This is a genomic window from Pannonibacter sp. XCT-53 (genome assembly GCF_009915765.1).
Classification (GTDB): domain Bacteria; phylum Pseudomonadota; class Alphaproteobacteria; order Rhizobiales; family Stappiaceae; genus Pannonibacter; species Pannonibacter tanglangensis.
This window is the reverse complement of sequence record NZ_JAABLQ010000001.1, coordinates 182,191-194,917: the sequence shown is the minus strand read 5'-3', so window position 1 is coordinate 194,917 and position 12,727 is coordinate 182,191. Positions and strand designations below refer to the sequence as shown.

The 12,727-nt window shown below is 65.2% G+C and carries 16 protein-coding genes; all 16 read right to left on the bottom strand.

The genetic code is table 11. From position 1 onward, the window contains the following. Positions 1-38: 38 nt before the first annotated feature. The 16 genes from GWI72_RS00960 to GWI72_RS00890 all read right to left on the bottom strand — a co-directional run bounded on the left by GWI72_RS00960 (position 39) and on the right by GWI72_RS00890 (position 12,727). Complete coding sequence (locus GWI72_RS00960) at positions 39-587, bottom strand: hypothetical protein (protein WP_161707603.1); 549 nt, start codon at positions 585-587, stop codon at positions 39-41. A gap of 107 nt (positions 588-694) precedes the next feature. Then, complete coding sequence (locus GWI72_RS00955) at positions 695-1,402, bottom strand: DNA-methyltransferase (RefSeq protein WP_161707601.1); 708 nt, start codon at positions 1,400-1,402, stop codon at positions 695-697. Beyond that, positions 1,360-1,578 carry a Com family DNA-binding transcriptional regulator gene (locus GWI72_RS20405; RefSeq protein ID WP_161707600.1) on the bottom strand — a complete coding sequence of 73 codons (219 nt, stop codon included), beginning with the start codon at positions 1,576-1,578 and terminating at the stop codon, positions 1,360-1,362. Before GWI72_RS20405 ends, GWI72_RS00955 begins: the two co-directional genes overlap by 43 nt. A gap of 140 nt (positions 1,579-1,718) precedes the next feature. Beyond that, the gene (locus GWI72_RS00945; protein ID WP_161707598.1) at positions 1,719-1,934 is read right to left on the bottom strand and encodes a hypothetical protein; all 216 of its coding nucleotides are present in this window, start codon (positions 1,932-1,934) and stop codon (positions 1,719-1,721) included. Between the two features lie 18 nt (positions 1,935-1,952). After that, positions 1,953-4,295: a hypothetical protein gene (locus GWI72_RS00940; protein ID WP_161707596.1), complete on the bottom strand. Its 2,343-nt coding sequence runs from the start codon at positions 4,293-4,295 to the stop codon at positions 1,953-1,955. 9 nt (positions 4,296-4,304) lie between these two features. Further along, positions 4,305-5,294, bottom strand: coding sequence for a phage late control D family protein (locus GWI72_RS00935; protein ID WP_161707594.1), 990 nt, complete (start codon positions 5,292-5,294; stop codon positions 4,305-4,307). A 3-nt stretch (positions 5,295-5,297) separates the two neighbouring features. After that, complete coding sequence (locus GWI72_RS00930; RefSeq protein ID WP_161707592.1) at positions 5,298-5,516, bottom strand: tail protein X; 219 nt, start codon at positions 5,514-5,516, stop codon at positions 5,298-5,300. Next, on the bottom strand, positions 5,516-5,983 hold the full coding sequence (locus tag GWI72_RS00925; protein ID WP_161707590.1) for a phage tail protein: 468 nt from the start codon (positions 5,981-5,983) through the stop codon (positions 5,516-5,518). The genes GWI72_RS00930 and GWI72_RS00925 overlap by 1 nt, the downstream gene beginning before the upstream one ends. Continuing rightward, positions 5,980-8,238: a phage tail tape measure protein gene (locus tag GWI72_RS00920; protein WP_161707588.1), complete on the bottom strand. Its 2,259-nt coding sequence runs from the start codon at positions 8,236-8,238 to the stop codon at positions 5,980-5,982. Before GWI72_RS00920 ends, GWI72_RS00925 begins: the two co-directional genes overlap by 4 nt. Beyond that, a complete protein-coding gene (locus tag GWI72_RS19880) occupies positions 8,235-8,417 on the bottom strand; it encodes a hypothetical protein (RefSeq protein ID WP_179955991.1) in 183 nt (60 codons plus the stop codon). The genes GWI72_RS00920 and GWI72_RS19880 overlap by 4 nt, the downstream gene beginning before the upstream one ends. A gap of 8 nt (positions 8,418-8,425) precedes the next feature. Continuing rightward, positions 8,426-8,938 carry a hypothetical protein gene (locus GWI72_RS00915; protein ID WP_161707586.1) on the bottom strand — a complete coding sequence of 171 codons (513 nt, stop codon included), beginning with the start codon at positions 8,936-8,938 and terminating at the stop codon, positions 8,426-8,428. Positions 8,939-8,963: 25 nt separating this feature from the next. Beyond that, positions 8,964-9,509: a phage major tail tube protein gene (locus GWI72_RS00910; RefSeq protein WP_161707585.1), complete on the bottom strand. Its 546-nt coding sequence runs from the start codon at positions 9,507-9,509 to the stop codon at positions 8,964-8,966. An 11-nt stretch (positions 9,510-9,520) separates the two neighbouring features. After that, complete coding sequence (locus GWI72_RS00905; protein ID WP_161707583.1) at positions 9,521-10,777, bottom strand: phage tail sheath protein; 1,257 nt, start codon at positions 10,775-10,777, stop codon at positions 9,521-9,523. 113 nt (positions 10,778-10,890) lie between these two features. Next, positions 10,891-11,952, bottom strand: a complete 1,062-nt coding sequence (locus GWI72_RS00900) for a hypothetical protein (protein WP_161707581.1) — start codon at positions 11,950-11,952, stop codon at positions 10,891-10,893. 101 nt (positions 11,953-12,053) lie between these two features. After that, entirely contained in the window at positions 12,054-12,290 is a 237-nt protein-coding gene (locus GWI72_RS00895; RefSeq protein WP_161707579.1) for a hypothetical protein, read from the bottom strand. After that, positions 12,287-12,727: a hypothetical protein gene (locus GWI72_RS00890; protein WP_161707578.1), complete on the bottom strand. Its 441-nt coding sequence runs from the start codon at positions 12,725-12,727 to the stop codon at positions 12,287-12,289. The genes GWI72_RS00895 and GWI72_RS00890 overlap by 4 nt, the downstream gene beginning before the upstream one ends.

Here is a 12,727-nt window from a genome sequence, read left to right as displayed (position 1 = left end):
GGCGGCACGCCGGTATCTGCGTTCGCCTTGGGCAGACGTCATTCGCCGGATAGTCCTTCCAATTCCAGGAGCAGGCCGGACCAATAATCAAGCAGCTGCCTTGAGATGGGATACAGCTCTGCCGTCCTGTCACCAACGGTCACAATTGGATCGGGTCCGCCCCCGTAACTTCCAAGCCCAAAGCCGCCTATTCCAAACCCGCGTCTCTCAATCGCGAACTCTTCGATACCTCGCATCTCGGTCGATGGCCCTCCCTTTCCTTTGGCTTCCAGTTTGACGTGTTTCGAGCCATTGGTCATGTCGCGGATGTAGCCAAAGTCTGGGTTTGTTTTCTGAATGCAGCGCCAGAAGCCACCGGGCGTTTCAGCCTCTGCCCCATACTTCAGAAGTAGCTTTTCCTTGAACTCACGGTGCAGCCACTCATGGAAGTGAAAGAGCGAGGTCACAAGGTTGATCGTCGATGCGGGCGTTCTGGACTGACCGAAGAACAGTTCGGCATTGGGCGTAAGGACATGCTCGAAATAGGCGCGGCAGCCATCCAGTCGCTGCTCAAGCCGGCCATTGTTTTCGGTAAGTCCTGATGTCATCTCGTCTGCCCCTGTTGGTTAGAGCCGTTTTCGCGCTTACCGCAGTCTCTAGCAAAGACAGAAGGTTCGCGGATTGCCAAGCCGGAACCTGACAATCCGCTTTTGCCTTACGCGCTCTTTGAAAGCCGCTCGCAGGCGATGTCGAAATAGGCCTCCTCGCGCTCGCAGCCGACGAAGAACCGGCCACTGCGCAGCGCCGCTACGCCGGTGGAGCCGGAGCCGGCGAACGGGTCGAGGACCGTGCCCTCGGGGCATGCCTTCATGAGGTCATCCATCAGCGGCACGGGCTTGCCGGTCGTGTGCAGCTTGGGGCCACCGGCTGTGACCGAATGGCGGAACACGCCGGGCAGCGCAGGCCCCTCATTCGAGTGCCAGGCTCCCTTTGAGCCCCAGATGACGAACTCCGTCTGGGCGCGGAACCGGCCCTTCTGCGGCCGGCTCGCCTCGGTCTTGTCCCAGGTGACGACCCCGCGCCACGTGAAGCCGGCCGCCTGAAACGCGCTGGTGATCACCGGCAGCTGCCGCCAGTCGGTAAAAACCAGCGCCGTTGCTCCCGGCCGCAGCACGCGGAAGGCGTGGGTCATCCAGAGCGTCGACCATTGCAGATAGGAGAACTGGTCCCGGTTCTCGCCACTGAACTCCGGGTACTTCTCCGGCGAGGACAGGTATTTGTTATTGGCGCTGTCGGCCGTCCGGGTGCCTGCGTGCAGGCCGCCTGAGGAATAAGGCGGGTCGGTGACCAGGGCGTCGAACTGTTCGGCGGACTGGTCGATCAGCCAGGGGATGGCGTCGAGGTTATGCAATTGCCAGCGCATGGGCCGGGCTCCGTGTCGGGCGCTGTGGGACTGTCGCGCTCAGGTGCGGGCTCGGGCGGCCTCAGGTGATTGATCGTGCCGCAGCGGCGGCACTTGATCTCGATGGCGGGTGCGGATGGCGCGGACGCCATCCGGAACAGCAGGGCGCGGCAACAGCCGCAACGAATGTCTTTCATATAACCGGACGACTCAGCCACACTGCCGGCGCTCGCGCGAGCAGCGGGTGCGGCGGTGATCCTGATCGGTCTGCCGGGCGGAGCCTGCGAATGGTCCCCGCCGTTCGGGCCGTTGGCGCGGCCCGGACCGCCCGTCGCGGTTAGCTGATCGTCGCCATCACGGCGTCGTAGATCTCCTGGCTGCTGGCGCTCTCAGGCAGCCCCTCCAGCACCACATCACTGGACCGGGTCCCGGCGTGGTCGGCCCATTCAAACCGCACGTACCAGGTATCCGGCCGGCCCGTGTCGCCAGGCTCCTCGGGGTCCGGCAGGCGGCCGGGGCGAAACTCGGTGGAATGGATCAGCAAGGTAATCATCGGCGTTCTCCTCGGCCGTTAGGTTGCAGTGTAGCCCTGGGCGTTGAACCGGACGGTGCCGGCAGCCCCGAGGTTGACGTTGAGCGCGGTGTTGGTGCTGACCTGCAGCCCCGTCGGCAGCTGCACCGACACCGGCACGTTGACCGGGAGAGGCATGCGCCATCTCTCGGTCGTGCCGTCGAGAATGATCAGGTCGACCGAAGCTGCGCCGGTGTTGATGGCCTGAATTGCCGTCAGATGACGCCGGAGACCCGACCCGGCCGCACCCTGGATCGTCTGAGCCGTGGTGGACGTCAACGCGATGGACATGGACCACTCGGCATCGGCGATGGAATAGGGTTTGACGACCAACGCCCCGATCATCGTGGCCAGCGCATGGACCGCGTCACCGGATGCGGACATGGGCGAGGGGTTGCTGGAGCGAGCCCGCACGCCGATCTGGACGGGGTTAACAGAGCCCGCGCTCGCGTCCTCAGCGACTGTCCCGGCCACTGCGACAGAACCACTCTGGCACGTGACCGGAAATGCATCGCTGCTGTCACCGCCTGGCCGAGGCAGCGCCTCGACGCGCAGACGCTCGAAATCAATCAGCCGCAGGAACGACAGCCGGACATCGCTGCGTTTGATCACTGCGCCACCGCATGCGATCGCGGAAATGTCACCGCCGCCCGGCGAGACATCGGCATTGATCTGCTCGAGGATCAGCGTCGCGCCATTGATCTCCCGGACCCTATACGCTCCGTCGACGCCGACCGACGCTCCGAGCGGGGCGGTGGTGCGCCGGCACCCGACCACATTGACATAGTCTCCGTGCACCAGGCCGGACCAACTCGCGGAGCCCGTCAGCGTCACGACATTCTCGGCCCTGGCGACCGAGATGATCGACTGAGCCACACCGCCGGCCTGACCCTGCCCACCCTGCGCCAGCGCAACATAGCCACCGTGCGACGTTGCAGTCGCGGACGCCCCGATTGCAACCGTGAAGGTGGTGCTGTTGACAACGCTGGCGACAGTCGTCGGGGCGGCCAGCGCCGGGAAATTGACGGCATCTGCAATGCCCAGGATCACGACCTGACTGCTGGCGTTGAGCCCATGCGGCTGATCGGTCACGATCGTCGCTGTCGCGCTGCCCGATTTCACGGCGCTGACGATCTGCGCGACCGGCCGGGTGTGCGACTTGTTGGTATGTGCCCGCAGGCGGACCTTGTAGTTCCGCGTCTCGTCCGGGATGACCTGGGACCGGCGCGACCGATTGGCGGCCTGCGACGAGCTGTCAGCACCGACATCCGAGATCTGGACGCTGTCCACGCGAGCGACAATGCGCGTCTCGACAGACGGCAGGAACGCATAGGTCCGGGCAGCGTTGATCGGCGCCTGAGACGTCGTGCTGCCAGTCGTGATGCGCTGGTCACCGTTGACCGTCCCGGACGGCAACAGGTCTCCGCTGGCACTGCGCAGGTAAACGGACGCGGAGGTCTGAGATGCCCCTTCGTAGACCAGAGCGACACCGTTCTGGGCTCGCCCCATGCCCGGCCGCTGATAGACCGAGCCGCCCGTGAGCGGCCCGGCCGTCAGGGACGGCAACGTGCCCATGACGCCGGCGGTCACCGTCAGCGTGGTCGCGGTCGGCGCAGTTGCAACAACCAGCCCCGCATAGTTGAGGCGGCTGTCTGCGACATCGCAAATGCCGATGCGTTTGCCCGGCACGAGCCCGTGCGGCACCGTCGTCGTGATCGTCAGCACCGTGCCGGCCTGGCTGATCGACGCAATCGGCAGATCAGGCGCTTCGGGGAGCGGGGCCTCATCCGACACAACCTCGATCGCGGCCTCCAGGCCCACGGCACGCTGCGACATGTGCAGTCCATACGCCAGATCGTACGGCATCGTGAACAGGGTCCGGCCGGTGACAACGGTCTCGGTGCCGGAGCTCAGCGGGTCCTTCGAGACAACGAGATAACTGGCGCTGATCGCATTGCCGTCGACGGTGACGATGTCGCCAGCCGCGAGGTCGAGCTGCCATCGCTCGCCCGAGAACGTCTCGAACGCCTCGCGGAATTTGCCGACGACGTTTGTCGCCGCCACCGACGTCAGCGCAACCTCCTCGAACACGCGGACGGCCTGGCCGGCACCGTTCTCCCGGACCGACACGCGCATCTGGGGCATGCGCGCCAGCCGCGCCTGGCGCTGGCCCTGCCGCGACAATGTCACCAGCGGCAGCCACGGTGCCGCGTCGTTGACGCGCCCCTCAATGTCCACCAGCGCGCGCGGGTCGGCGCAATCTGCCTGCAACACGACGTCGCCGGAGGGGCTCCAGGGCGGCGAGATGGCGGCGGCGGCGGTTGTCGAAAATCTCTCGGTCATGATGGTCTCTCAGGTCTGCGCGGCGAGCTCGACGGTCATCAACCAGCCGCCGCCCTCGTCGAATGTGAACTCGTGGGTGATGGACGTGGCGACTGCCGCCGCGCCGCCGTAGCCAGGCAGGATCACCGGCGCACCGGCCATGGCATCGGGATCGCCGATGGCTGTCACCGAGCCGCTGACAGAGCCCCGGCCGAGGTCGAGGACAGCCGCAGCGGCCGAGACCGCCGCCTCGACGGCCGAGGCGGCGGGATGCAGCAACAGCGCCTGCGCGGCCTTGCCGATGCCGGCGGCACTGGCCAATTGCGACAGCCCGGCCTCCGGGTCGAACCAGGGCTGTTGCGCCTGGCCGAATTTCGGCCGCTCCTCCTCGGTGATCTCGCAGCCGGTGACACGCTCGGGCGGGATGACCAGCGGCGGCAGCGGCGTGCCGCCAGCGGTCTGGCCGCTGTTCTTTTTTGTCACCTGCCATTGCCCGTTTGCGGGTTTGAGGCTGCCGCCGATCTCGTCGGCCAGCGCCTGGGCAAAGCCGAGCGGTGATTGCCCCCAGTTGAGCCGATAGGGCAGTTTGATATTGGCCAGCGCAGGATGCACCCGCGCGGATTTGCCGGCCGACCCGGCGAGGCGTTGCATGATCTCGCCGACCGTCTGCTCGTCGAAATGCGCTGTTTCACCCGCCTTGTCGGCGTCGAGAAAATCCGCCGACCGGGCGACGACGGTCAGCGTCCAGCCATCGTCCGGTGCGTAGCTCAGCGACGACGACTGGACCGTGAACGAGCCGGCATCGCGCAGGCCTGCCTCATCCCAGCCATAGAGCAGCCGGTAGCTGGTGCCGGAGGCCGGCCGGGACGCGCCGGGGCCGTCGACCGAGAACTCGATCTCGATCTCGTCGGCATCCGCGCCCTCGTTGTCCGTGTAGCGGACAGCCCGCAGCGCAGGTCCCCAGCCGGGGACGAGGTTGCCGCTCATGGCTCCGATGACGTGGACGACGGGTCGCTGCATCGCTTACTCCCAGGCCAGCACGCGCCGGCCGCTTTTAGCCGGGCGGTAGGTTTCGGGGATCTCGATCGACGTGCCGGCCGGCACCGTTGCGCCATCGAGCAGGGTTGCGAGGCCCGGATTGGCGGTCAGGATCGCCTCAACCGTGCCGCCACGCTCGCTGCGCAGCGTCTCGCGTGCGATCTGGTCGAGCCGCCTGCCGCCATAGGGCACGGTGTAGCGCATCAGATGAGCCCTCCGAGATCCGCGATCCGGCCGGGTTGCGCAAGATAGCTGTCGGCCGGCAACAGCAGGAGGCCGAGGCTCACGTCGATCTGGCGGCCGACGCCGTCGAACGGGTGCAGCCGCTCCTCGTCATAATCGAGCGTCTCGATCGCCACCATGCCGCCGCTCTCGCCGAGGTAGTTGCCGCGCAGGCGCACATAGGGGACGATTGACTGCGCCCGGTGATACCCTTTGAGCAGCGCCAGGGCATCGAGACCGCCGACCACATGCGGGAATGTCACGGCCTCGATCGTCAGCCGCTCCTGGCCCGCGCCGGTGATTTGATATGCGATGCCGCCCTGCACGGGATGCGCCGGGAACCGGGCCTCGCTGGCATAGCTCAGCCGCTGCGGGTTGAGCCCGACCGTGTAGAGGATCGCCGACCCGATGGAGAACAGCGCGCCGGTGTTGGTGAGCGCAGGTGTCATGTCGGCACCCTCGCCAGATCATGCTGGGCACGGGCAAAACTCCGGTTGACCGCGCGGGCCTGCTCGCGCCGGGCCTTGGCGGCCGCGTGCGACGGGTTGGGCGAGGTGATGTGCTGGGTCACCCGCAGGTTTTGCGAGGATTGCAGAGAGGAATGGCGCTCGCCAGCGGTGGCCGGCGCAGCATCAGACCCACCGGAGCTGCCAGGGCTGCCGGGTGCGACATAGGTCGGCGCGATGGTCGGACTGACGGTAAATCCAAGGAGCGCCTTGATCCGGTCGGCGATGGACGCGGCCTCCTGCTCGGCCGCCGCGCCCTCGCTCGCCAGCCCCTCGACATAACCGCGCATGCTGGCCTCGGCCTCGGGCCGCAGATCGTCAGAGAGCGGCGAGCCGCCGATGCCCCACATCGTCTCGCGGCGTTTGCGTGCTGCGTCCCGCTCCAGTCCGGCCTCGTAGTCCTCGGCGCTGTAGCGTTCGCCCTCTGCCCGGGTGCGGCCGTACTCCTGATACGCATCGATCACGTCGAGCCGCTTGGAGGCCTCCGACGGCTCCCAGCCGAGCAGCTGCTCGAAAAACCGGTTGGCGCGGTGCGCGTTGTCGGTGCGCGCGTGCATTTCCTGCTGCAGAGCGCCGGAGGATCCGGGCGGGGCCTTGAGCGTCGACGGCTCGTTCGTGCCGCCCTCCATCGCAGCCGACAGCGCGTTCATCGCCTCGGTCAGCAGCGGCAGTGTGTTGGCCGCCAGGCCCTTGGCCTTGGCTGCGACATTGGCCGAAAACCGGTCCCAGGCGGCGCTGGCGTTATCCGTCGCGATGGCAAAATCTTCCATGACGGTGCCGGGTGCCGCGTCCATGTCTTTCATGAGATCCTTGGCGGCCTGCAGGCCTTTCAGGCTCGCCTCCAGACCTGCGAGCGACTCGACGTCAGGCATCAGTTTGGCGAGGGCAAACCCGTCCGTTCCGACCGTGCTCTGGATCTCCTCGAGGAGAGCCATCACCGGCGATGTGCCGGCTGCCTGCGCGCCCTGCAGCGTTTTCTCGACGTCGATCCCGACCTCGGCTGCATTGGCGATGAAATCCTGAGCCCGAAATTTTCCGAGCATGTTTTCAAAGTTCGTCGCAGCCTCATTCGACGAACCAGCCGTCTTGCGGATCTGCTGTCCCAGGGCGACGAGCAGCTGCGTGCCCGACATGCCACCCTCGCCGAGCGCGCTCATTTTGGCCGCGATCGACGGGAAATGCTTGGCCATGTCCCTGACCTCGAACTGGCCGGCCTTGCCGCCAAGCGCCATCGCGTCATAGGCCGCCATCAGCTGGTCGGAGCCGATCCCGAAATTGTTTTTGAGCGCGATCGTGGTGTTGGCCGCGTCTTCCGGGCTTGCCTGAGTGGCCTTGCCGAACACGATGGCGCTTTCGGTCATCGCGGCCGCCGCCTCCGCGTCGAGACCGCCCGACATCAGGAGGCCCATGACGCTCATCGCGCCGCGGGTGCCCACGCCCTTGCGCGCGCCGATCTGGGCCAGGATCTGGTCATATCGGGCCTGATCCTCGGGGCCATAGCCCCCGAGGACGCGGAGCTGGTCAGAGGTAAACTCGTCGCCGGCGGCGGCCGTTATCGCATGACCGGCCACGATGCCGGCGCTGGCAAATGCGCCGCCGACTGCATAGCCTGCCCCTGCCGTCAGCGGGATGATCGCATCGCCGCCCAACCGGTCGTAGGCCGCGCCAGCAATACCGGTGCCGCCTGTGATGTCGGGCCGGACGGGGCCGTAGCCTGAGCCATTGAGCGGGCCACCCATGCGCAGCCCGGCGAGCTTTGCCCGCTGCGCATCGGCGGCAGCCCCGATGTCCTTGATTGCCTGCTCGGCCGCGTTGGCATCGGCGCGCAGCCCGTCGAACGCGCCATCGTCGATCCGGCCGAGCGCCTGGCGCACGGCCTGGGCTTCCGTCCGGATGCCCCGGATCGCCTCCTCGGCGCGCTGCGCATCCGCCCGGATGCCCGAGGCACCGTCGCCGATCCGGCCAAGCGCTTGCCGGGCCTCGTTGGCCGATTGAGTGATGCCGCCGAGTTTGCCTTGGGCAGCCTCGGCATCGCGGCCGAGCTGCTGCAGTCCGGTGCCGAGCTCGGCTCCGACGCGGGTGCGGCCGAGCTGCTGGGCGGCCCGGCCGAGCTGCTGCAGATCCCGCTCGGCCTCCTCGGCAGGACGCGAGAGCTGGTTGACCAGGCGAAGGCGCAGGGCGACGTCGAGATCACTCATCTGTTGCGGCCCCCATAGCTGCCCCCACCGCGCCCCCACGTCTCGTCATAGATCGCCCGAACCTCCGGAAACCATCGCAGCGCCTCGTCCCAGGGCATGTCGAGGAGCGCCGGCAGCGGCGTCGAGAACGAGCTGGCGAGACGCGCGATATAGGAGCGCCAGCGCGGCAGGTCGATCACGACACGGTCTATTGGCCGGTCGCTGTAGACGTCGGCCGGAACACGGGGGGCAAAAAATCCCAGCACACCTCCACCACGCGCCCACCGTCGCCGGCCTCCAGCCCGCGCAACACAGGGGCCGGCAGCTGCGTCATCTCGGCGTAGATGTCGTACAGGTCCGGCGCGCTCGTCCGGCTGCGCCGGTCGAGGATGTCCCCGACCTGGCCGACCGTCAGCCGGCGCACGATGACGCTGGCGATGTGGCCGAGTTCCGGGTGGTCGAATGCGAACTCCAGCGGCACGGTGGTCGCCGTCGACCGGCTGAATGCCAGCTTTTCCACCTCGCGCATGGGCAGCGCCGCAGCCGGCGCGGCAGGTGCGCCAGTCGACGGCTTTGCACTGCCCGAACTCTGCGCAGAGTTGTCCAGCTCGGCCCAGAGTGCCGGCGGCGGCATCGGGATCTCCGACACGGCCGGAGCCTCGCCGGCCGCCTGCGGCACATTCACGATCGCAACGGGTGTTTCAGTCACGTTCGAGCCCATCTCGAATGCTCCTCAAATCGGCCTGTCAGGCGGCGATGATGCGGTTGTGCTCGGCGGTGTAGTTGACGCCGTTGATGATCAAAACGTTGTTCGGGATGTCGAACTTGTGCACCGTGTTGCCGTCGATGATGTCGTGGTAGAGCACGATCGAGGACCAGCGCAACTGCGTCGGTGAGGTCGACTTCTGCCCCTTGACGCCGCCCTGTTTGTAATTGTTGAGCAAGCCCTTGAGCATGACAACACGGCCGCGCATCTGAACTTTCGACCCACTGCCCACTTCCCCGGTCGAGTTTGCCGGGAACACGTTGAGGAGGTTTTCGTAGTACGCAAGTTCGGTCCAGTCGCCGGGCTCGCGGCCAAAGCGGGTCTTGAGATCCTCATGAACGCCATTGACCGTCATCTCGCAGGTCAGCGCCGCGATCTCGGCCGGCAGTTCAAGCCCGAACCAGCTGCCGCCCATGACATATTGCATCATGTCACGTGACAGATCCGGGAGGATTGTCTCGTCGATACGCTGGCGCTGGTTGATCTGATTGCAGTACCAGTTGGCACCGCGAATGATGCGATCCATGGCTGATCTCCTTAGGCGGTGACGCGGATGTTGGACGAGCCCAGCTGCGACAGGGCAGAGGCGATCGCTGCCTGCAGCACGTCGAATGCCTCGGGCATCGGCTCGTCATAGAGCTGCAGGTCGATCAGGTCGGGCGTCTCGGCCCACCGCATGCGGACCCTCATCGCGCCGGCCGACAGCACAGATGCCGGGTTGGACGACTTGGACCACAGCACCTCGTAGTCGATGAGCGCGCCGAGGGTGACGAGGTCGGAGAGGAACTGGTCGAGCGCGCGGTAAATCAGCGTGACCATGTGCGGGGTGATATCCTCGGACAGATACTGACGCATCGGCCGCAGCATCGCTTTCGAGACCGCCAGGCGCGTGCGGATTTTCTTGATCGACCGCCAGCTCGCCACGGTCGGATCGGTGGCCGTCGTGAACGGCGCCCAGAGCTGACTGCCCTCGATTACCGTGCCGACGCCGGCCTGGGCGAGCTGGTTGGCCTCCGACCCGGCATCGCCGTCGGTGTATCCGACCGGGACGGACGTCCCGAGCACGCCGTTGAGAGGCCGGTTCCAGAACGCCTTATAGGGACCGCCCGTCTCCTTGTCCCGCCGCACCATGGCGGCCGCGACCGAGGCCGACAGCGGCCGGGTCACGTTGCCCGCGCCGAAATTGTAGACGCCGGCCGGGTACATGCCGATGACGTTGAGCGCGGTCTTGAAATCATTGGCCCAGGTGATGGCATTTGCGACCGACGTCGACGGCGTGTCGGCAATGACCATGCAGTCGATGATCCGGTCTGCGACCGTGCGCGCCGCCGCGACGATCGCATTGGCCGCGTTGCCGATCCGGTGCGCGGTATAGCCCGGCGCGAGGATGCAGCCCGGCTCCAGTTTGAGGTGGGATTTGGCCTCCAGCAGCGCCCAGACGCCGGTGCCGGCCCCGGCCGAGCCGACGATCGAGTTGATCTCGGCCTCCAGTTTCTGCTGCGCATCGACCAGGGCGGAATGCTGGGAGCGGACAAACACGATGTCGGTCGAGATCCCCTCGGCCTTGATCTGGTTGACCGTGTCCTGGGCGACGCCGGCCCCGAGCTTGGTGAACTGGTCCACATCATCGGTGGAGAGCCGCACCGGCTCGTTGATCGGAAACGCCGTGTTGTCGGCGAGCGGTGCCGGCAGCACCAGCCCGATGACCGTGCTGTCGCGCGTGTCGATCCGGGCGACGGTCGACCGGAGGTCGGAAAATCGGCGAACGCCGACGAAATTCGTGGTGCCGGACATGATCCATCCCGTGTGTGATCAGTGAGCGATCTGCTGGGATGGAGAGTACGGCTGGCGCAAAAACAAACGGGCTGACACCAGTCAGCCCGTTCACAACAAGGAATGAAAAGCGATCACCGGAACATAGCTTGTCCGTAGGATCGTATCAACTCATGTGCCGTTATAGGTTCAATCGATGTGATGTACTTTTTTTCCATAAGGTCATATCGGACTACGCTAGCTAACGGCTCGGCCATGCCAAAGCAAGTGCCATATGCCCGGCGGGCTCGGTCATCTTTAGGGAGGGTATCGTCGAAAAGTAACGCCATGTTCTGTTCGTAAAACTGAAATCCCAAGAACGTTAGAACCTTAGCTTGCCTTATCATTTCAGTGGCACGCGCCTGCGTGTTGATCTCTTCGCTGCGTGCTTCGGAGAACGTGACAAGCTGCTCATCCACCCGCGAAGGCAATTTCTCAGGATTGGGCTCTCCATAGTCGCAGCACTCCGCCAATCCGTCTTCAATCGGTTTGAACCTGCCTGCTTGTCCGTACATATGTATAATATCTAACTGCCGGAACATGCGCCTCGCCTCGTCCGGCTGCAGGTTAAAATAATGCATCAAAGTGTAGTAGAAAAACTGCTCTATGCTTCGATCATAATTGAAGACAACAAAGCCGATTCTTCCCAACAGCGCCTCTACATCGCGCTTTTTTCCGGCGCTTACAATCAGCTGCCAAAGCTGACCGAGCCAAGTGTTCCGAACTTGTGTTTGTGCGAACTCTTTTCGGTCAACCAAGCTGGTGAGCCGCATCACACTGCCTGTCGAAAGGCCCTCGCCCCTCTCGTTCCTTAAAATTTCATATGCGATTGCGATCTTAGCGACGGCCGCGACTGCTCTATCTTCGTTGTGGTTATTTACAAAAACATCGATTGAAGGGGTGTAGGGCATGCCGGTCACGATCAAGTTTACCGCGCGCTCGACCTCCCAAACTTCAAATTTTTTGCTGTCACTTAAGCGCTTAAGCCAATGCTCGATCCCGGTGTATCTATAACCGTACGCTTCGACTTTTGTGTACTGTACTGTACCTTGCAAGGTTTTTTTGATGTTTTCTGCCAAGCCGGAACCCACAGGAAAACCAAACTCTGCGCTAGCGCCTGCGCCAACAATAAAGACCGTTTCTCTTGCAGACGTCATGTTAAACCGCTCCACCGTGGTCGAGGGTGGAAAACTGGCATATCAAGAGCTAGTTCGCTAGGTGCAGCTTCTTCCCTGACAAGTTTTCCTGGCAAGCGCGCTCAAATCCTCTCCCGTCTTCCACGCGCGCTGTTGCCGCCCTCGTCGGTCTCGATCGCGGCGAGCCAGTGCCGGCGCAGGAGGGCCGGCCAGGGCACGCGGGCGGCCCAGCCTCCGGCAACGAGGCTCTTGCCGATCCGGCCCGACAAGCTCTCGTCCGGGTCGCCGCCGATCAGCACGTTGACGAGCTGCGACAGGGCGACGTGCAGATTGTAGAGGTAATTGAGGATGGTGGTCACAGCGCCGCTCCCGTGCCGATCTCGGCCGCACGGGCCGGGGTGATCAGGTTTTCGGAGGCGAGGTAGTCCAGCCCGTCCCGTGTCGACCGCCGCGTCACGTCGACCTCGGACAGGCGCGGATCCTCCAGGATCGCCAGCCAGTCAGCAATCACCGGATTGCTCGGCCGCGCGGCGCGGATCGCCACGCGCTCGGCCGCCGTGAACAGGAGGAGGAACTCGGGCGGCGTGAACACGGTCCGGCGCGGCACTGCGGCGGCAGGCGTCTCGGCCGGAGCCTCGGGAGCCGCCCAGGTGCTGCCCTGTTTGCGCCAGCCGCGCTCGACCTGGGCCGGTACGCTGACAAACTGGCTCGCCACGTCCGGATGGTAGAGGCCGGCCGGATCGGCGGCGACGACATCGACCGCGATGCCGTCGATGATGCGTGCGAATTTCGTCAT